Raw genomic sequence first — 18,967 nt, forward strand, 5'->3', positions numbered from 1 at the left:
CGGGGGAAGCGCGTAAGCGGACCGCCAGCTCGACCTTCTTTTTCATGCGAAGCTCCGGCGGCGAAAGGTTCGCAAAAACGCCGCCGGTTTGAACGATCGGGAGAGCCTGCGGACGTACCGCCGGATGCCGATCGTCAGCAATCGCATCGGGTGCAGGCGCCCGTCTGTGAAGCGCCGGCCGCACGGTGCGGGTTGGTGTCGAACAAGGCCCTGTCCGCCCGCACCCGCCGTTTACCGGAACCAAGCCAAAGCTTGCTCCGGTGCTGCAGCATATAACCGATACGGTTCGCTATGTCAACCTTCGCGTCAATAATGCAAGGTCGCCTGCAGCGTGACCGTGCGCGGCTGCGTGGGTGTGCCGGTGATATCGGGCAAGCGGTCGCAGCCGACCTGCGACAGGGTGGTGCACGACGCGAAGCCCCCCTTGCCGCCGCCGGTGCCGGTCCGGTCGTTGGCGTTGATCAGGTTGCGCTTGTCGGTCAGGTTGCGGCCGATCAGCGCCAGTTCCCAGCGGCGGTCGGAGGTGAAGATCCGCGCCGTGGCGTCCAGCTTGGCGAAGGCCGGCTGGTACGTGTCGGGATTGTAGTTCGCACTGGCCATGTAGCCATCGGAATAGGAAACGTCGGCAGACAGACTGAACATCAGCGCCCGGGAAAAATCGAGCTCGTAATAACCCCCGGCATTGAGCGTCCACTTGGGAGCCTTGCGCAGCCGTACGCCCGACAGATCCTGCGAGGTGAAGCGCGGCTCCGGCCGCCCCGTCGCCGGATTGATCGCAAGCGAGGCGGCATTGCCGGCATCGTTCGGAACGAGATTGCAGCCCAGCGCGCGAGTCTGCCCGGCATAGCAATCGCCGATATAGTCCCGGAATCGGGCATCGTTGAGCGCCGCCGATGCGTGCAGGTTGACCCCCGGCAAGGCGCGCGGATTGAACGAGGTCTGCAATTCCAGACCCTTGACCCGCGCCTTGGCGGCGTTCTGCGTCTTGAAGGCGTGGATCTGGGTATCGAACACCGAAACCTGAAGGTCGTCGTAATCGTACCAGTATCCGGTCAGGTTCACGATCAGCTGACGGTCCAGCAACTGGGATTTCACGCCTGCCTCGAACCCCTGCACCTTTTCGGGCTGGAAGGTCTGCCCTTGCGCCTGCCGCACCGGGCTGACGATCGCACCTGCGGTATAGCCGGCATCGAAGCCGCCGGACTTGAAGCCCTTCTTGAAGGAGGCGAACACCATCAGATCCGGCGTGGCCTTGTACTTGACGGTTACCTCGGGCGAGAAATTGTCGAACGTCAGCTTCGGGTTCGGATTGCCGGGATAGCTCGGCAGTTGCGTGACGTCGACCGGGCCGTCCGGATACGTCGCCGCCGGATTGTAGACCAGATAGTCCAGCAGCTTCTTGATTTCATGCGTATAGCGTCCGCCCGCCGTTACCTGCAGCTTCGGCGTCACATCGACCAGTACCTGACCGAATCCCGAATAGCTGATCTGCTTCTGGCGCGTGGTTTCGACATCGTAGAGGTTCAGCAGCAGGTTCGGCACGCCAAGCTGGGTGCCGGTGAACATCCTGCGGTTCTCGTAGAACCCACCGGCCAGGAAGTTGATCGGGCCATCGAAGCTCGACGCCAGCCGCAATTCCTGCGTGAACTGCTTCGAGTTGAACCGGATCGCGAAGGCATAGTTGGGCGTGACCTGGTACGAGCCGTTCGACATCTGGCTTTCGCGGATCCAGTAATAGCCGGTGACCGACGTCAGCGCGAGGGTATCGCTCAACTTGTATTCGCCGGTCGCCGCGATCAGCGCCTGCTTATTGGTGCGCTCGCCATGGCGGTCGTCGAGATTGAAGCGGTTGATGCCGGGATAGGCGGCGGGCAGCAGCGAGGTGACGATGGTGCCGTCGTTGCTGCAGTTGTCCGGGATCTGAAACGCCTCCTGCGGCACGCCATACGGGCAATGCGTCACGTCGCTGAAGTACGAAGCGCTGCCGACGATCGCGGTGCGGGTGTAGGTGCCCTTGACCTTGAACGAGAACCTGTCCGATGGATCGAAGGCCAGCGTCCCGCGCAGAAACGTCTCCTTCTGCCTGGGGAACGCCTTCAGGTCGTAGGGATCGATGCCGGCGGGATATGCGCTGGCGGGCAGCTGCGCGATCTTTACATAGCCGTCCATCGCCGAATAGCGCCCGGCGACACGCAAGCCCAGCGTGTCGGTGATCGGGGTCGAGACGATCAGTTCGCCATACGTCTCGTTCGCCTTGAACTCATAGCCGGCGCGCGCGATCACTTCCAGCCGGTCCCCCGGATCGGCCGAGGTGACCGAGATCACGCCGCCCGGCGAATTCTTGCCGAAGAACAGCGCCTGCGGTCCGCGCAAAACCTCGATCTGGTTGAGGTCGAGTTGCGCCGCGCGCAGCAGTTGCGCGGTGCTGATCTGCACGCCATCGACGTTGAGCGAGACGACCTGGTCGATGAACGGCTGGCTCTCGCCCGAGCCGATGCCGCGCAACGAGATCGAGCCGCCGACTGATCCGGACGATTCGCCGGTGATCAGACCGGGCGTGAGCGAGGCGATGTTGTTGATGCTTTTCACCGCATAGCGATCGAGCATGGCGCTGCTCAACACCGAGATCGCGACCGGCGCCTCCTGTGCGGTCTCGGACCGGCGGCGGGCGGTGACGATGATATCGCCTTCGTCGATCACGCGGCCCGCAGCCGCAACCGCCATGCCCGCCTGTCCCTGCGCGTCCGCCGGGTCCGCCACGTCCTGCGCCAGCGCGGGTATGCCGAGAGACGACATCGCCCACGCGACCGGAGCAGCGGCACACAGCCACCTGCCTGAAATGTTCATGCGTCTTGCCCCTTATGCCGATCGCGTCACACGGCGCCGCACCCGAAGCGCAGACCAGTCGTTTCGCCTATCGACCCCGCAGATATTATCGGCGCCCTATCTCGATGGCAACACGGCTTGACGCAAACTGCAATGGTTTCAGGGTGATGGTGGACCCTTTGCAACATAACCGCTGTGGTGGTCGCATCCTCTGTCCGCCGATGATCTTGACGCGCCGGCATCGTCTGATCGATGAGGGGGCATGACCGCCGATGGCAAGCCGCGCAGCCCAGCCGCGCAAGTGGAAACGGGACGCTCGTTCTTCGCCGGGCTCGACCTGCAGGTCGAGCATTTCGCGGCGATGTGGCACACCTTCAACGTCGGCCGGCTGCTGGCGAACGATCTCAACGCGATCAGCGCACAGCATGGCATCAGCATCGCCGACTTCCATTTGCTGGGCGCGATGATGATCGATGGCGAGCGCCCGCTGCGCGCCACCGACCTTGCCGGGACGCTCGACCTTTCGTTGGCGGTGATCTCGGAGCGCGTGACGCGGCTGGCGGCGATGGCCCTGTTGCAGCGCCAGCCTTCTGCGCGCGATCGCCGCACCACCTTGCTGACCATCACTCCCGCCGGGGCTGCGAAGGTGCAGGCGGTGGCAGCGGCGCTCGAGGCGCAGGCACGGTTCGTGCGCCATTACCAAGCCCTGCCGGCGCCCGATCGCATCGCGCTCGACCGCATCATGGGCCACCTGCATGCGCAGATGCATCGTGATCATGCGCCCATCTCGCGTTAGGCCTGCAGAACGCTTCGGGGGCTAAACAATCGCGGCTTGTCGTTGCCGCGCCTGGCGGCGATGCAAGGCGCAGATCGCCATGGAGCCCCGCCGATGACCGCCACCGACCCCGCCGTCCTGTTCGAACCGTTCAAGCTGGGCGCGCTCACCTTGCGCAACCGTATCGTCATGGCGCCCATGACGCGCGGCTTCGCGACTGGCGGGCTCCCCGATGCGACGCACGAGAGCTACTACCGCAAACGGGCCGAGGGTGAAGTCGGCCTGATCCTGTCCGAAGGAACGGTGATCGAACGCCCCGCCTCGCGCAACGAACCCGGCATCCCGTTCTTTCACGGCTCCGCGCTGGAGGGCTGGCGCAACGTGATCGACGTCGTCCACAAGGAGGGTGGCGCGATGGCCCCGCAGCTGTGGCACACCGGCGCGGTCGCCAGCAAGACGGTCAAATGGCAGCCCGACGCGCCGGTCGAAAGCCCCTCGGGACTGATCGCTCCAGGCGAACCGCACGGCGTCGCGATGAGCGATGAAGCGATCGCCGACTCGATCGCCGCCTGGGCGCGCGCCGCCGCCGATGCCAAACGCCTGGGCTTCGATGCGGTCGAGGCGCACGGCGCACACGGCTACCTGATCGACCAGTTCTTCTGGGCCGGCACGAACGAGCGCACCGATCGCTATGGCGGCGCCACCCTGCGCGAGCGCGCGCGCTATGCCGCCGAAGTAATCACCGCCATGCGCGCGGCGACCGGGCCTGACTTTCCCATCATCCTGCGCGTCAGCCAGTGGAAGCAGCAGGCCTACGCCGCGCGGCTGGCCGAGACGCCCGACCTGATGCACGACTGGCTGATGCCGCTGGTGGAGGCGGGCGTCGACATCCTCCATTGCTCGCAGCGGCGGTTCTGGGAGCCCGAGTTCCCCGAGATCGATGGCGAGGAAGGGCTGAACTTCGCCGGCTGGGCCAAGAAGCTGACCGGCGCCGCCACGATCAGCGTCGGTTCGGTCGGCTTGTCGAGCGACTTCATCAACGTGTTCTCCGGGCAATCCGCCCAGCCCACCAGCCTCGACGGACTGATCCGCCGGATGGAGCGCGGCGAATTCGATCTCATCGCGGTCGGCCGCGCGCTGATCACCGACCCCGCCTGGGCCAGGAAGGTGCGCCTGGGACAGGAGGACGAACTGGAAGTATTCGACACGGCCGCCCTCGCCCGCTTCGACTGATCGCCAGACCTCGATCGACCGGCGCGGTTCAGCCGCGCCGGGCGATCGGGCTCACTCCCACTCGATTGTTACTACGGCCATAACCATCTGATTTAGAACGCGAAAAATAATTTTGACGATTATCTGCCGCTAGCAGGGCCGTCAAACAGCCAAACTTTCGATTATATTCAAGAATTTTGGCCTCTTTTCACAAACCACCTATCGAAGACATTCGATATCGCTGATCAGCCGATCAAGCCCGAGACTAACCGCTGCGGACAATGGCGTCAGCCCCGAAAATACCGTCCATCGGCGGCATTGCCGGTGCCGATTCTCGCCACCCACGGTCTCGCCGCTTCTCCACCAATGATGGAGAACAAGCATGACGAAAACTCCGACCCCCGTCCGCATTCTCATGGTGCCTAGCAGTGGGCATGACGATGACGACAGCCCCCAGGCCTATGCCGGCCCGGCCACCGTCCTGACGGGCTTACCCCGGATGATCAGGCGGCATGAGCTTCGACTGATCGTGCCCTTGGCCGACAGCACGATCTTTGAAATGGAGAAGCGTGGCGAGTTCCCGCCCAGGTTCAATCTTTCGCCGCGCTGTGTCGTCTGGGATCTGGCCGAGGTCCAGGCGTGGCTTGAACAGCGCCGCTCTGCCTATTTTGCCGGCGAGGCCGACATTGCCTCGACGGTCGACGTGCGCCACCGCAAATGGCGGCCGGTGAAACCCAAAGGCTGATCGGACTCGGCCCATGCCGCCGAACAATCTCAGCGGCATGGGCCACTCGCCTCCCGCTTCCGTCGATGATGCCTTGCGGGGGTGTCAGCTTGTATCTGCGAGATCTGGAGGCAGGCCGTCGATTGCTGCCACCGTATCCATGAGATGCTGGCGCAGCGCGGCCAACCCGATTGCCATCACAAGATCCCGACGGTCGGCCAAAGCGAGGACGGCCCGCAATATGAGATCGGAGTGACGCATCAGAATGACGAGGTTTTCCGCGCTTGGCGCGTTTTTCGCCTCAAACCAATTACGCACCGCCCGCTCGTTCGAGCGGGTCATTCGGGCAACCGTCTTTAAGGCAGCCGGCGTATTGCCAAATTCTGCTTTCAGCGCGGCGGCGATTGCCCTTGCGATCGGTTCGGTGGCAGCCGGGATCTGAAACTCTTTTCCAGTCTCGGACTGAAGTTTTCGGTCTTTTTCGGAGAACGACATTCGCACTGACTCCCGATTAGGATTGCGGGAGGTCGAACCTGTCCGATTGAAGCCAGCGAGAGCAGTCGGTGTGATAAGTTCTGAAGAACCCATTGGTGATGGATCCACGCCGCGTGCGCCAGTCCGGGCCGCGCAATACGTGCGCATGTCGACCGAGCATCAGAAATACTCGACTGAAAACCAGGCGGAGATCATCGCCCAATATGCAGCCCGCCGCGGCTTCGAGATCGTCAAGACGTACGAAGATTCTGGGAAAAGCGGGCTGCGTCTCGATGGGCGCCTTTCACTTCAGCAACTGATCGCGGACGTGCGGGGCGGCCAGACCGACTTCAAGGCCATCCTCGTCTATGATGTCAGCCGATGGGGCCGCTTCCAGGATGCAGATGAGAGCGCATACTATGAGTTCATCTGTCGCGAGGCGGGGATTGCCGTCCAATATTGCGCAGAGCAGTTCGAAAATGATGGCAGCCTAAGCGCCACGATCATCAAGAGCATGAAGCGGGCAATGGCCGGCGAATATAGTCGCGAGCTATCGGTCAAGGTGTTCACCGGGCAATGCCGACTTATTCGGCTCGGCTTTCGGCAAGGCGGCGCTGCAGGCTTTGGCTTGCGGCGTTATCTCGTCGACGAGCATCGCCATCCGAAGGCCGTGCTCAACCACGGCGAGCAGAAGAGCCTGCGGACCGATCGAGTGATCCTGAAGCCGGGGCCACCTGAGGAGGTCGAGGTGGTGCGGCGGCTGTATCGAATGTTTGTCGTGCAGCGCCGCACCGAGACCGAGATCGCCAACGTGCTGAATGAGGAAGGCACCCTCACTGATCTTGGCCGTGCGGCACGGTCCATCAGGTGCTGACCAATGAGAAGTATATTGGCAACAACGTGTATAACCGGGCCTCCTTCAAGCTGAAGGCGAAGCGGGTCGTGAACACCCCCGATATGTGGGTGCGCGGTGACGGCGCGTTTGAGGCGATTGTCGAACGCGACTTTTTCGATGCGGCTCAGCGCATTATCCAGGAGCGTAGTCGGCGCTTCACGGATGAAGAATTGCTGAGCCGGCTGTCGGCGCTGCTCGCGGACAAGGGGTGGCTCTCGGGACTCGTCATCGACGAGATTGAGGACATGCCATCCAGCTCCACCTTCCGGCATCGCTTCGGCAGTCTGGTTCGGGCCTATAAGCTGGTCGGGTACGCACCTTCGCGGGACTACCGGTACATCGAGACCAATCGCAGGCTCCGGGAACTGCATCCCGATGTCGTCGCGCAGGTCGTGGCAGATATCACAGAAGCCGGAGGAGCTGTTCGCCGCGATCCCATCACCGACCTCCTACGCATCAACGAGGAGTTCAGCGCTTCGCTGGCGATCTCGCGATGCAACGAGACCTCGGTGGGTTCGCTTCGCTGGAAGGTGCGCTTCGATATTGGGCTTCGCCCGAGCATCACGATCGTGGCGCGTATGGAGCCGGACAACCTAGCCATCCGCGATTACTATCTATTGCCCTGGCTCGATTTCGGCACCGCGTCCAATCTTCGGCTCGCCCCGGAAAACGGCATTCTCCTGGACGCCTATCGATTCGATACGCTGGACGCCCTGCTCGATCTTTCGCGGCGCTCGCCACTCAAGGTGGCGGCATGAGCGAGTCGACGCCCGAAATCCGATCGGTCCAGATCGACCTGATTACGGTCCTCAATCCGCGGGTCCGCAATAAGCGGATTTTCCAGGAACTGGTGAACAGCATTGCTCATCTTGGCCTGAAGAAGCCGATCACGGTAAGCCAGCGCCCAGGCAAGGCAAGGTTCGATCTCGTTTGTGGTCAGGGTCGCCTGGAGGCATTCATCGCTCTCGGCCAGACCGAGATTCCCGCCATCGCGATCGATGCGGTCGAAGAAGACTGTTTCGTGATGAGTCTGGTCGAGAATTTGGCGCGGCGTCAGCACAGCGCGCTTGAACTGGTCCATGCCATCGGTGCGCTGCACGCGCGCGGCTATTCCTATGCGGAGATAGCCGCAAAGGTCGACTTCTCGACCGAATATGTCAGTGCCATCTGTCTGCTGCTCGATAATGGCGAGGAAAAGCTAATTGCTGCTGTCGAACGCGGCGTGATCCCGCACACGATTGCGATGGAGATCGCCCGCGCTAAGGATGGGGAGGTTCAGCGAGCGCTAGCCGAAGCCTATGAGGAAAAAACGATCCCGGGCAACCAGGTGCTGGCAATCCGCAAGATCATCGATCAGCGCAATACGAGTGGAAAGCAGCTTCATAAGCAGGGCGCGAGGGCCGGACGCGTCCAAAAACCAGTCACCTCGGAAAGATTGATCCGCGCATATCAGCGCGAGACCGAGCGGCAGAAGCTTCTCATTAAGCGGGCTTCGCTCGCTCGCAGCCGTTTGCTATTCGTCGCCAATGCCCTGCGCCGTCTACTGGCGGACGAACATTTTTCGACGCTGCTGCGGGCTGAAGGACTCAACACACTTCCACGCGCGCTCGCCGAGCGTATTGAGCCGGCGTAGGTGCCACATGGTTGATCCCGTCAAGATCGCGTTCGAACGCAAGGTTCTAAGCCTCCCGATCGCTGACTTATTGCCGACCAAAGCGCTGCCAGCCGGCGTGCGCGAAACGGTCAAATATCGCCGCATCGCGGCATCGGTTGCCGAGGTTAGACTGATCGAACCGCTGTCGATCGCGCGGCAAAAGGATGGCAGCTATCTGCTGCTCGATGGGCATATGCGGCTCGACGCCCTGCGGTTCCTGGGGGCAACCGAAGTGGCATGTGTCGTAGCGGACGACGATGAGTCCTTCACCTACAACAAGCGCGTCAACCGGCTTGCCACGATCCAAGAGCACTACATGATCGTGCGCGCCCTCGATCGTGGAGTCTCCGAGGAGAAGCTGGCGCGCGCGCTTAACGTTGATGTGAAGGTGATCCGCCAGCGGCGACATCTCTTGGCTGGGATCACGGGAGATGTTGCCGAACTCCTCAAGGACAAGCCGGTGGGGCATCATGCCTTTCAGAAGCTGCGCAAGATGAAGCCAATCCGTCAGCTGGAAGCGGCTGAACTGATGGTTTCGGCGAACAATTACACAGTCAACTATGCCAAGGCCTTGCTGGCCACCTCGAAATCGGAAGAGCTGCACAAGCCCGATGAGCTGAAGAAAGCGACTGGGCTGTCGGCTGAACAGATGGCCCGGCTTGAACGCGAGATGGCCTCGGTCAGCGAGGACTATAAGGAACTCGAGGCATCCTATGGCGACGACATGCTGGTGTTGGTCGTTGCATCTGGCTTCCTTGAGCGGCTTCTTTCCAAGCCTGAGATCGAAGGCTTTTTGGAACGCCGCCATCCCGAGTTCCTCGAGAATTTTCGTTCCATCGTGCAGGCGACGTCGCTCGATCAGTCGTCGGCCTGAGGTGAAACTAGACTGGGGACCGGGACCCATAAGCGCCGGGACCGTCGGAGAAGCCGTCGCGTCGGGCGGATCAAGGGCGGTGGCGGGAATGGCGGCGAACCCGCATGGAGCCCGCTAGGCCAGCCGTCATATGGCTGGCTGCACGCTGCCAGCGCGGCGTGATAGTTAGGAGCGCGCCAATCTGAGGCGGCAGGTCGGCGCGCTCCACCTTCTCCATTTGATAGAGTTCGAATCCGTGCGCTTGCCCGATCAGGAGCAATGTTATAAAACCTCGGTAATCATGGATCAGGCTCCGAGGAACTATAACACGAGTGAGACGCAGGCTGAGCGGGCTCGCGGCCTGCTCGCTCGGCGAGGCATGATGCGTATCAGCGAGCTTGCCGCTGAAGGTGTAGCCGCAACCACTGTGTCCCGCCTGCTTGCCGACGGCGCTGTGATCCGCCTCTCTCGTGGCATCTACCAGCTCGCCGATGCAGAGATCGATATCAACCACGATCTCGCCGAGGCTGCCAAGCGCGTGCCAAAGGGTGTGCTCTGCCTCACTTCCGCCCTCGCCTATCACGAACTCACAGATCAGATGCCGCGGAAGGTCTGGATGGCGATCGGGGCCAAGGAGTGGGCTCCCGTCGAGCATGGCCCGCGTCTCAGGATCGTGCGGATGTCGGACAGGCTGCTACAATCAGACATCGAAACCCATATGATCGAGAACGTCAGTGTTCGGATGTTTACGATCCCGCGCACAATCGTCGATTGCTTCCGCCATCGGAAGTCCGTCGGCCTCAATGTTGCGATTGAGGCGCTGCGCGAGACGCTGCGGCAACGCAAAGCGATGCCTGCGGCCATTGCCGAATGCGCGCGTGAACGAGGCGCATGGTCAATAATGGCCCCCTATCTCGAAACGCTCACGCTTGATGGCTGAGAAGCGCGCCAACCTTGGAGCCTCGGTTCGCGCAAAGCTGCTCAACCAGGCTCGCGCCTCAGGTCAGCCGTTTGATCTCATCCTCGTCCGCTTTGCGCTGGAGCGACTGCTGTATCGGCTAAGCATCTCAGGACACGCCGAGCGGTTCGTCCTCAAGGGAGCTATGCTTCTCACTACCTGGTTCGACGACCCTGCCCGACCAACGCGGGATCTCGACCTGCTCGGGTTTGGCGATCCCGACCCTGACGCGATGCAGGCCACGTTTCGCGATATTCTCTCCAACGAGGTCGACGACGGGATCGTGTTCAATGCGGACACCCTACGTGTCGACCGCATTCGCGAAGCGCTCGACTATGGTGGCGTTCGCCTGCGTGCCGTTGCCGATGTTGGCGGCGCGCGCGTACCCGTTGCGATCGATGTCGGCTTCGGCGACGCACTGGAACCCGGCGCCGAACTGCTCGAATATCCAACCCTGCTCGATCAGCCTGCACCGAAGCTGCGCGCCTATGCCCGCGAGACAGTGATCGCCGAGAAGTTTCAGGCGATGGTCGCGCTCGGCCGCGCGAACTCGCGCATGAAGGATTTCTACGACATCTGGCTGCTGGCGACGACCTTTGACTTTGAAGATGATCGGCTGGTTCGTGCGATCAAGGCGACGTTCGATCGTCGCCAGACGGCCATTCCAGCTCAGCTTCCGGACGCTCTCACATCCGATTTCGGGGAGGATCCCGCGAAGATGCAGCAGTGGGAGGCGTTCAAGCGCGATCTCGGCGCGTCTCCAGGCAGCTTGGCAGATGTGTGCGCCGCTCTCGCCTCCTTCCTTGGCCCAAGGGCTGAAGCAGCCCGCACGCTATGATCAATTCGCCGATTGCCTCGAACCTGTCGCGCCCCAGCGCTCTGGGAGGGCAAGCCGATGGCTGGTGATTGGACGGACGGACAGAACGATGCGATCGTCGCGGATTATTTTGCGATGCTCGCTGCCGATATTGTCGGGCGCACATACAGCAAGGCCGAACATAACCGCCGCCTTCAGGCCGTGATCGGGCGCCCGCGCGGCTCGATCGAATACAAGCACCAGAACATCAGCGCGGTGCTCAAGGGTCTCGGGGAGGATTGGCTTCCGGGTTACAAGCCGGCCTTCAATTTCCAGGCCTCGCTCGTCGATGCGGTGGTGCGCTGGCTCAACTGGCATCCGGACTGGCTCGCACCGGCAGCGCGGATGGCGGTGGGTCCAGGCCCAGCGGAACTCAGTCTCGTTCAGCCAAAGCGAATGGAGTAGTGCGGCGAGCTTCCGTGCAACTGCCGTTCTGGCACGCCTTGCGCCCTTGGCTTCGGCCATTTTCCTGCCCCACGCCTGAAGGGCGAACGGCCGCTTCACCTGGGACAGCGCGACATTGGCGGCTTCGTAAAGCGCCTTGCGCAACATGGGATCTCCAGCCTTGGAGATGTGGCCGCTGACATCGCGTTCTCCCGATTGACTGCGTCGTGGCACGAGCCCCGCATAGGCGCCGACATCGTCGCTTCTGGCAAAACGACGCGGATCTTCGATGGTCGAGGTGTAGGTGAGCGCGGTGATCGGTCCTACCCCAGGGACGCTCATCAGCCGGGCGCAGACCTCATCCGCCTTTGCCCGGTCATTGAGCAGGCGATTGTATGCGCGCAACTGCTCCTCGATAGCCTCCATGGATGCAATAAGCGGAGCAAACAGAGCCTTCAAATCCGGGCGCTGAGCGTAGAACGCCGTCAGGCGTTCGGCACGCCGGCCCGGTGTTCTGGCGGTACCCATGTGCAGGCCGAACAGCTTCAGGAGCCCGCGCAGCTGGTTAGCCATGGCTGTCCGGGCTGTGATCAACTGTGTCCGAATGCGCAGGGCTGCCCTGTCAATGTGCGTTGCTGACGCTTTCATGTGGACGCGTTTGTACCAGCCGGTGCGTGCCAGTTGGGCAAGCCCTTCCGCGTCGTGGACATCGCTCTTGTTCACGCGTGCAGAAAGGACGCCCTTCGCGTGCCGCGCGCAAATACATTCTATCGCAACGCCGCGCTCGACCAGCCCATGATACAGAAACGTCGATAGCGTTCCCGTCTCCAGCACCACGCGCGCCAGATCGGCGCAATGTTTGTTAAACCATTTGGCCAGGACATCGGGATCGCTGGCGACAACGTCTCGCCGCAAAACCTTGCCCTGGCCATCGACCACGCAAATGTGCGTCGTCTTGTCACTCACGTCCAATCCGGCATAAATCGACATCGGTCACTCTCCTGCATTGAAGCGCCAAGGCGACTTCGTACCATGCACAAGGGTGGCTAAATCAATTACGCGGTGTCCCACTTGCAGCTGATGATCAGAAGAAATACCGACAGTTTGAGCGCCGCTAAGGTCGGCTACCCGTATCTGCCGAAATCTATCCCAGACAAATCAAAGTGTTGGTTTACACAACGAGCGCTCGTTGATGATATACCGGTCTCGGTATCGAGGGCGAAAATCGTTGTTATCTCAACGCCATACTTCGCCAGACTACGCTCCCGTCACTCCCACTCGATCGTGCCGGGCGGCTTGCTGGTGTAATCGTAAACGACCCGGTTGATGCCCTTGACCTCGTTGATGATGCGGGTCGAGACGCTGCTGAGGAAGGCCGCGTCGAAGGGAAAGATGTCGGCGGTCATGCCGTCGGTCGAGGTGACGGCGCGCAGCGCGCAGACGTTGTCGTAGGTGCGGCCATCGCCCATCACGCCCACGGTCTTGACCGGCAGCAGCACCGCGAAGGCCTGCCAGATCGCGTCGTACAAGCCGGCGCTGCGGATTTCTTCGAGGAAGATCGCGTCGGCCTTGCGCAGGATGTCGCAGCGCTCGCGCGTGACTTCGCCGGGGATGCGGATCGCAAGGCCCGGACCGGGGAACGGATGGCGGCCGACGAAGATCTCGGGCAGGCCGAGCTCGCGGCCCAGTTCGCGCACTTCATCCTTGAACAGCTCGCGCAAGGGCTCGACCAGCTTCATGTTCATGCGTTCGGGCAGGCCGCCGACGTTGTGGTGGCTCTTGATCGTCACCGAAGGCCCGCCGGTGAACGACACAGATTCGATCACGTCGGGATAGAGCGTGCCCTGCGCCAGGAAGTCGGCGCCGCCGATCTTCCTGGCCTCATCCTCGAACACGTCGATGAAGGTCTTGCCGATGAACTTGCGCTTGAGCTCGGGGTCGGTCACGCCCTTGAGGCCGTTGAGGAACAGCGTCGAGGCGTCGACGTGGACCAGCGGGATATTGTAGTGGCCGCGGAACAGGCTGACGACCTGCTCGGCCTCGCCTTGGCGCAGCACGCCACCGTCGACGAAGACGCAGGTCAGCTGCTCGCCGATCGCCTCGTGGATCAGCAGCGCGGCCACGGCGCTGTCGACGCCGCCCGACAAGCCGCAGATGACCCGCGCCGAGCCAACGGTAGCGCGGATCTCCTCGATCTTGGTCTTGCGAAACTCCGCCATGGTCCAGTCGCCGGCCATGCCGCAGACGTGGCGCACGAAGTTCTTGAGCAGCTTGGCACCGTCGGGCGTGTGCACCACTTCGGGGTGGAACTGCATCGCGTAGATGCGCTTGTCCTCGTTGGCGATGACGGCATAGGGCGCGCCGGAACTGGCGGCGACCGGGTGGAAACCCGGCGCCAGTTTGATGACCTTGTCGCCGTGGCTCATCCACACCTGATGGCGCTCACCCACTTGCCAGAGGCCGTCGAACAGCGCGCACGTATCCGCGATGTCGATGAACGCGCGACCGAACTCGCCACCGTCGCCACCGCTGACCTCACCGCCAAGCTGATGCATCAACGCCTGCTGTCCATAGCAGATGCCCAGCAACGGGCGGCCGCTATCGAGTATCACGTCGGGGATGCGGGGGCCGTCTTCGTCCAGCACCGAAGCCGGCGAACCGGAGAGGATGACGCCGACCGGGTCGAGCCGCGCAAACGCCTCTTCGGCGGTGGTGAATGGCGCGATCTCGGAATACACTCCCGCTTCGCGCACGCGGCGGGCGATAAGCTGCGTCACCTGGCTGCCGTAGTCGACGATCAGGACGGATTCCGAAGGCTGGATGGTCATGGTGGGGCGTTAGTCGGGCCGGCGCGGCGTGTCCAGAGAGGCACAGTCAAGGCGCGGCGCCGCAATCACAGTTGCAAATGATGCAAGTTATATTGTTACTTTTGACATTGCGATAATTACTAACCTTCCTATGTTTGTATTTGTAAACGGATTGGGTGGTAAGACGCATTTATCCGGGAATATAACAGGAGGAAAGTGCTATGACCCTCGTCCAACGGACGTTCGGTCTCGCAGCGGCCCTGGGCGCCAGCGCCCTGGCGTTCGCTCTCACCCTCGTCTGAGGATCGAGACGCGCGAGATCGAAAGAGGCGGCCCCGCAACGGGCCGCCTTTTTTCTTGTGCGCCGCGCACGTCATGTCGCCTGCGGCGCGTCGGGATCAGCCGGCCAGCGTCTTCACCAGATCGTAGAGATAGTCGCGCGCGGTATAGAGCGCCTTCACCTCGACCCGCTCGTTGAGGCCGTGCGTGCCGTTGCCGTCCGGGTCTGTCCACACGCTGGGCACCCCGTATGTGGGGATACCCACGGCTGACAGGTACACGCCATCGGTGGCGCCGGTCGACATCGACGGGATAACCGGAACGCCGGGGAAATACTTGGCCGCCAGCGTGTCGATCGGCTTGACCAGCGCGGGATCGAGCGGCGGCACCTTGGCGATCGGCTTGCCCTTCACCTTTTGGACGATGTCCACCTTGCTGTTGCCGATCGCCTGCGCCAGCGCCGCCTGCGTCTCGTCGGACGTGCGCCCCGGGAACATGCGGCAATTGACGTTTGCGGTCGCGCGCTGCGGCAAGGCGTTCTGCGCGTGGCCCGCATTCACCATCGTCGCCACGCACGTCGTGCGCAGCATCGAGTGCAGCATCTTGTCCTTGTCGACCACCGCGAGCGCCGCCTTGTCTTCGGGGTTCTTCGCCAGCGCCTGCATCGCACCGCCCAGTTCGCCGCCGCGCTGCTGCCCGGACTTGGTGAAGTAGGCCTTGGTCACCTCGTTGAACTGCAATGGGAACTCGTAGCCGCCGACCTTGAGCAGTGCCGCGGACAACTCGTAGATCGCATTGTCGGGCACCGGCTGCGAGCTGTGACCGCCGGGGTTGGTCGCGGTGAGGGTAAAGTCCTGATAGGCCTTCTCGCCCACCTGCAGCGTCTGGTTGACCACCTTGCCGCCCATCGCGACGCCCTGACCGTCGGTGCGCCCGCCGCCGCCTTCATTGAGCGCGAAGGCCGCGTCGATCAGGTCGCGCTTGTTCTTCGACAGCCACTCGGCGCCGTTGAACGCGCCGCTGGTTTCCTCGCCGCAGGTGAGTGCCAGCTTGATCGTGCGCTTGGGCTTGTACCCGGCCTTGGCGAAACGGACGAGCGTATCGACCCAGATCGAGGCCTGTGCCTTGTCGTCCACAGCACCGCGGGCATAGTAATAGCCGTTCTCCTCGACCAGCTTGAACGGATCGCGCTCCCAATCCTCCCGCTTGGCCTCGACCACGTCGACGTGTGCCAGCAGCAGCATCGGCTTGGCCTTGGTCGTGCCGGGATAGATCGCGACGAGGCCGCCGTCCTTGGGATGCTCGGGCGTCGAGAAGGGGATCAGCTGGTCGTCCTTCATGCCCGCCGCCTTCAACCGCGCCGCCATCTTCGCCGCCGCCTCGGTGCAGCTGCCCTGGCTCAGCGTCGTGTTGGTCTCGATCAGCTCCTTGTACAGGCCGAAGTATTCCTGCTGGTCGGGCCGCAGCGTCATTGTCTGCGCAGAAGCCAGCGACGGCGCGACCAGCGCCGATGCGAGGAGAACGGAAAGCGTGGTCTTCATCGGCTGGTGCCCCCAGATGATTGATATGCCTGTCTGATACGCACACACTGGCGCAGTCAGCGCCGAGCGCAAGAGGTCTCGTCACGCGCTTGCCGGGCTTGTGGATAGGAAAGCCGGTTTCGCTTTAGTTTCCGCCCTTGCGACCCTATATAATCGCCATGGCAAGCACCCCCGAAGACGCCGTTCCCGGCAACACCAAAAACCTCAACGCGTACGGCGCGGACTCGATCAAGGTCCTCAAGGGCCTCGACGCCGTGCGCAAGCGCCCCGGCATGTACATCGGCGACACCGACGACGGCTCGGGCCTGCACCACATGGTATTCGAGGTTTCGGACAACGCCATCGACGAGGCGCTGGCCGGGCACTGCGATCTGGTCACGATCGAGCTGAACCCCGACAACTCGGTCTCGGTGACCGACAACGGCCGTGGCATCCCCACCGGCATCCACGCCGAGGAAGGCGTTTCGGCGGCCGAGGTCATCATGACCCAGCTGCACGCCGGCGGTAAGTTCGAAAACACCAGCGATGACAATGCTTATAAGGTATCCGGCGGCCTGCATGGCGTCGGCGTCTCGGTGGTGAATGCGCTATCGGAGTGGCTGGAACTCACCATCTGGCGCGATGGCGAGGAGCACTGGATGCGCTTCGAGCATGGCGACACCGCCGCGCCGTTGCGCGTGGTCGGCACGGCTGCCGAGGGCCAGAAGGGTACCAAGGTCACCTTCCAGGCCTCGACCGACACGTTCAAGAACGTGACCGAGTACGATTTCGACAAGCTGGAGCACCGCTACCGCGAGCTCGCGTTCCTCAACTCGGGCGTCCATATCCTGCTGCGCGACAAGCGGCACGAGGAAGTGCTGGAGCACGATCTGTACTACGAGGGCGGGATCGCGGCTTTCGTGAAGTACCTAGACCGCAACAAGCAGGCGCTGATGCCCGAGCCGATCGCCATCATGGCGGACAAGGACGGCATCGGCATCGAGGTCTCGCTGGAGTGGAACGACTCGTATTACGAGAACGTGCTGTGCTTCACCAACAATATCCCTCAGCGTGATGGCGGCACGCATCTGGCGGCCTTCCGCGCCGCGCTGACCCGCACGCTGAACAACTATGCCGAGCGTTCGGGCATGCTCAAGAAGGAAAAGGTCCAGCTTTCGGGCGACGACATGCGCGAGGGCCTGACCGCGATCGTCTCGGTCAAGCTGCCCGACCCCAAGTTCTCGTCACAGACCAAGGACAAGCTGGTCAGCTCCGAAGTGCGCCAGCCCTTGGAAGCGCTGATGGGTGACAAGATGAGCCAGTGGCTGGAGGAGAACCCCGCCACCGCCAAGATCATCATCCACAAGATCATCGACGCCGCCGCCGCGCGCGAAGCCGCCAAGAAGGCCCGCGAACTGACCCGACGCAAGGGCGCGATGGATATCGCTTCGCTGCCCGGCAAGCTGGCAGACTGCCAGGAGCGCGACCCCAGCAAGTGCGAGCTGTTCCTCGTCGAGGGTGACTCGGCCGGCGGTTCGGCAAAATCGGGCCGCGATCGCAAGATCCAGGCGATCCTGCCGCTCAAGGGCAAGATCCTCAATGTCGAGCGCGCGCGGTTCGACCGGATCATCTCGTCCAAGGAGGTCGGCACGCTGATCCAGGCGATGGGCACCGGAATCCGCGACGACTTCGACATCAAGAAGCTGCGCTACCACAAGATCGTCATCATGACCGACGCAGACGTCGATGGGGCGCACATCCGCACCCTGCTGCTGACGTTCTTCCACCGCCAGATGCCCGAGATCATCCGCGACGGGCACCTCTTCATCGCCCAGCCACCGCTCTATCGCGTCAGCAAGGGCCGCTCGGAAGTGTACCTGAAGGACGACCGCCAGCTCGACCGCTACCTGGTCGACGCCGGCTCGCAAGGTCGCATCCTCGAGACCGCCGGCGGCGCGCGCGGCGGCGCGGAGCTGGTCGAACTGGTCAACCACGCGATGGCGATGCGCAACCTGTTGGCCTACGTCCCGCGCAAGTACGACATGGGCATCATCGAGGCGCTGGCGCTGGCTGGTGCCCTCGCCCCCGACCAGAACGACGCCAGCAAGGTCGCGACACTGACCGCCGCCGGCGAATGGCTGGAGCGTGGCGATCCGGAAGGCCGCTGGACCGCGCAGCGCGGCGAGGAAGGCTCGTACATCGTGCGTCGTCTGTGGCGCGGCGTCACCGACCACCACGTCATCGAAGCGAGCTTCCTGGCGAGCGCCGAGGCACGCAAGCTGGCCAAGATCGCCGCCGAGCAGGCCGAGGTCTACGCCATGCCCGCCCGCCTCACCCGCGCGACCGCCATTGCCGAAATGGCCGACCCCGAACCTGCGGGCGAGACGGACGGCGAAACCGAAGCCGAAGCGGTCGAGGGCGCCGCGGTGAAGCGCCCGACCAGCAGCGACGGTGTGATTACGCGTCCGACGCAATTGCTCGACGCGGTGCTGGCCGGCGGGCGCAAGGGCCTGGCGATCTCGCGCTACAAAGGTCTGGGCGAGATGAACGCCGAGCAGCTGTGGGAAACCACGCTCGATCCCGACAATCGCATCCTGCTGCAGGTAAAGGTCGACGATGCGGACATCACCGACGAGATCTTCACCCGCCTGATGGGCGACATCGTCGAACCGCGCCGCGAATTCATCCAGGACAACGCGCTCAACGTGGCCAACCTCGACGTCTGATGACCGGGCTTGCGAGCCCGCTTG

15 protein-coding genes are annotated in these 18,967 nt (G+C 62.8%); 10 read left to right on the forward strand and 5 right to left on the reverse strand.

The window, feature by feature from the left end:
• Window positions 1-306: 306 nt before the first annotated feature.
• A complete protein-coding gene (locus ACXJ1Z_RS03920; RefSeq protein ID WP_463779688.1) occupies window positions 307-2,847 on the reverse strand; it encodes a TonB-dependent receptor in 2,541 nt (846 codons plus the stop codon).
• Window positions 2,848-3,088: 241 nt separating this feature from the next.
• On the opposite strand from ACXJ1Z_RS03920, the gene ACXJ1Z_RS03925 reads away from it, so the two are divergent.
• From ACXJ1Z_RS03925 to ACXJ1Z_RS03935, 3 genes are all read left to right on the forward strand, one after another.
• Complete coding sequence (locus ACXJ1Z_RS03925; protein ID WP_463779689.1) at window positions 3,089-3,622, forward strand: MarR family winged helix-turn-helix transcriptional regulator; 534 nt, start codon at window positions 3,089-3,091, stop codon at window positions 3,620-3,622.
• A 93-nt stretch (window positions 3,623-3,715) separates the two neighbouring features.
• Window positions 3,716-4,834 carry an NADH:flavin oxidoreductase gene (locus ACXJ1Z_RS03930; protein WP_463779691.1) on the forward strand — a complete coding sequence of 373 codons (1,119 nt, stop codon included), beginning with the start codon at window positions 3,716-3,718 and terminating at the stop codon, window positions 4,832-4,834.
• A gap of 361 nt (window positions 4,835-5,195) precedes the next feature.
• Complete coding sequence (locus ACXJ1Z_RS03935; protein ID WP_463779692.1) at window positions 5,196-5,558, forward strand: helix-turn-helix transcriptional regulator; 363 nt, start codon at window positions 5,196-5,198, stop codon at window positions 5,556-5,558.
• A gap of 84 nt (window positions 5,559-5,642) precedes the next feature.
• Here the strand turns inward: ACXJ1Z_RS03935 and ACXJ1Z_RS03940 are convergent, their stop codons facing one another.
• Window positions 5,643-6,032 (reverse strand): hypothetical protein, encoded by a 390-nt coding sequence (locus ACXJ1Z_RS03940; protein ID WP_463779693.1) that lies wholly within the window; start codon window positions 6,030-6,032, stop codon window positions 5,643-5,645.
• A gap of 145 nt (window positions 6,033-6,177) precedes the next feature.
• Here ACXJ1Z_RS03940 and ACXJ1Z_RS03945 point away from each other — a divergent pair, with 145 nt between their 5' ends.
• The 6 genes from ACXJ1Z_RS03945 (at window position 6,178) to ACXJ1Z_RS03970 (ending at window position 11,209) form a co-directional block, all read left to right on the forward strand.
• A complete protein-coding gene (locus tag ACXJ1Z_RS03945; RefSeq protein WP_463779695.1) occupies window positions 6,178-6,885 on the forward strand; it encodes a recombinase family protein in 708 nt (235 codons plus the stop codon).
• On the forward strand, window positions 6,879-7,664 hold the full coding sequence (locus tag ACXJ1Z_RS03950) for a recombinase family protein (RefSeq protein WP_463779696.1): 786 nt from the start codon (window positions 6,879-6,881) through the stop codon (window positions 7,662-7,664). Before ACXJ1Z_RS03945 ends, ACXJ1Z_RS03950 begins: the two co-directional genes overlap by 7 nt.
• The gene (locus ACXJ1Z_RS03955; protein ID WP_463779698.1) at window positions 7,661-8,539 is read left to right on the forward strand and encodes a plasmid partitioning protein RepB C-terminal domain-containing protein; all 879 of its coding nucleotides are present in this window, start codon (window positions 7,661-7,663) and stop codon (window positions 8,537-8,539) included. The genes ACXJ1Z_RS03950 and ACXJ1Z_RS03955 overlap by 4 nt, the downstream gene beginning before the upstream one ends.
• 7 nt (window positions 8,540-8,546) lie before the next feature.
• Window positions 8,547-9,434 carry a plasmid partitioning protein RepB C-terminal domain-containing protein gene (locus tag ACXJ1Z_RS03960; protein ID WP_463779699.1) on the forward strand — a complete coding sequence of 296 codons (888 nt, stop codon included), beginning with the start codon at window positions 8,547-8,549 and terminating at the stop codon, window positions 9,432-9,434.
• Between the two features lie 280 nt (window positions 9,435-9,714).
• Window positions 9,715-10,353, forward strand: coding sequence for a type IV toxin-antitoxin system AbiEi family antitoxin domain-containing protein (locus ACXJ1Z_RS03965; RefSeq protein WP_463781164.1), 639 nt, complete (start codon window positions 9,715-9,717; stop codon window positions 10,351-10,353).
• Entirely contained in the window at window positions 10,346-11,209 is an 864-nt protein-coding gene (locus ACXJ1Z_RS03970) for a nucleotidyl transferase AbiEii/AbiGii toxin family protein (RefSeq protein ID WP_463779700.1), read from the forward strand. The genes ACXJ1Z_RS03965 and ACXJ1Z_RS03970 overlap by 8 nt, the downstream gene beginning before the upstream one ends.
• Here ACXJ1Z_RS03970 and ACXJ1Z_RS03975 read toward each other — a convergent pair whose 3' ends face one another.
• From ACXJ1Z_RS03975 to ACXJ1Z_RS03985, 3 genes are all read right to left on the reverse strand, one after another.
• A complete protein-coding gene (locus ACXJ1Z_RS03975; protein ID WP_463779701.1) occupies window positions 11,210-12,601 on the reverse strand; it encodes an IS110 family RNA-guided transposase in 1,392 nt (463 codons plus the stop codon).
• Window positions 12,602-12,879: 278 nt separating this feature from the next.
• Entirely contained in the window at window positions 12,880-14,439 is a 1,560-nt protein-coding gene (gene guaA / locus ACXJ1Z_RS03980) for a glutamine-hydrolyzing GMP synthase (RefSeq protein WP_463779702.1), read from the reverse strand.
• A gap of 377 nt (window positions 14,440-14,816) precedes the next feature.
• Window positions 14,817-16,238: a M20/M25/M40 family metallo-hydrolase gene (locus ACXJ1Z_RS03985; protein ID WP_463779703.1), complete on the reverse strand. Its 1,422-nt coding sequence runs from the start codon at window positions 16,236-16,238 to the stop codon at window positions 14,817-14,819.
• A gap of 158 nt (window positions 16,239-16,396) precedes the next feature.
• On the opposite strand from ACXJ1Z_RS03985, the gene gyrB reads away from it, so the two are divergent.
• Window positions 16,397-18,943 carry a DNA topoisomerase (ATP-hydrolyzing) subunit B gene (gene gyrB, locus ACXJ1Z_RS03990; protein WP_463779704.1) on the forward strand — a complete coding sequence of 849 codons (2,547 nt, stop codon included), beginning with the start codon at window positions 16,397-16,399 and terminating at the stop codon, window positions 18,941-18,943.
• Window positions 18,944-18,967 lie beyond the last annotated feature (24 nt).

It is taken from the genome of Novosphingobium sp. TK46, assembly GCF_055361525.1.

What these genes read in the sequence shown, in the direction of transcription:
- ACXJ1Z_RS03985 (WP_463779703.1), bottom strand. Translation starts at nt 16,238, where the DNA reads ATGAAGACCACGCTTTCCGTTCTCCTCGCATCGGCGCTGGTCGCGCCG.
- ACXJ1Z_RS03960 (WP_463779699.1), top strand. Translation starts at nt 8,547, where the DNA reads ATGGTTGATCCCGTCAAGATCGCGTTCGAACGCAAGGTTCTAAGCCTC.
- ACXJ1Z_RS03975 (WP_463779701.1), bottom strand. Translation starts at nt 12,601, where the DNA reads ATGTCGATTTATGCCGGATTGGACGTGAGTGACAAGACGACGCACATT.
- ACXJ1Z_RS03920 (WP_463779688.1), bottom strand. Translation starts at nt 2,847, where the DNA reads ATGAACATTTCAGGCAGGTGGCTGTGTGCCGCTGCTCCGGTCGCGTGG.
- ACXJ1Z_RS03925 (WP_463779689.1), top strand. Translation starts at nt 3,089, where the DNA reads ATGACCGCCGATGGCAAGCCGCGCAGCCCAGCCGCGCAAGTGGAAACG.
- ACXJ1Z_RS03955 (WP_463779698.1), top strand. Translation starts at nt 7,661, where the DNA reads ATGAGCGAGTCGACGCCCGAAATCCGATCGGTCCAGATCGACCTGATT.
- ACXJ1Z_RS03965 (WP_463781164.1), top strand. Translation starts at nt 9,715, where the DNA reads ATGGATCAGGCTCCGAGGAACTATAACACGAGTGAGACGCAGGCTGAG.
- ACXJ1Z_RS03940 (WP_463779693.1), bottom strand. Translation starts at nt 6,032, where the DNA reads ATGTCGTTCTCCGAAAAAGACCGAAAACTTCAGTCCGAGACTGGAAAA.
- ACXJ1Z_RS03935 (WP_463779692.1), top strand. Translation starts at nt 5,196, where the DNA reads ATGACGAAAACTCCGACCCCCGTCCGCATTCTCATGGTGCCTAGCAGT.
- guaA (WP_463779702.1), bottom strand. Translation starts at nt 14,439, where the DNA reads ATGACCATCCAGCCTTCGGAATCCGTCCTGATCGTCGACTACGGCAGC.
- gyrB (WP_463779704.1), top strand. Translation starts at nt 16,397, where the DNA reads ATGGCAAGCACCCCCGAAGACGCCGTTCCCGGCAACACCAAAAACCTC.
- ACXJ1Z_RS03930 (WP_463779691.1), top strand. Translation starts at nt 3,716, where the DNA reads ATGACCGCCACCGACCCCGCCGTCCTGTTCGAACCGTTCAAGCTGGGC.
- ACXJ1Z_RS03970 (WP_463779700.1), top strand. Translation starts at nt 10,346, where the DNA reads ATGGCTGAGAAGCGCGCCAACCTTGGAGCCTCGGTTCGCGCAAAGCTG.
- ACXJ1Z_RS03945 (WP_463779695.1), top strand. Translation starts at nt 6,178, where the DNA reads ATGTCGACCGAGCATCAGAAATACTCGACTGAAAACCAGGCGGAGATC.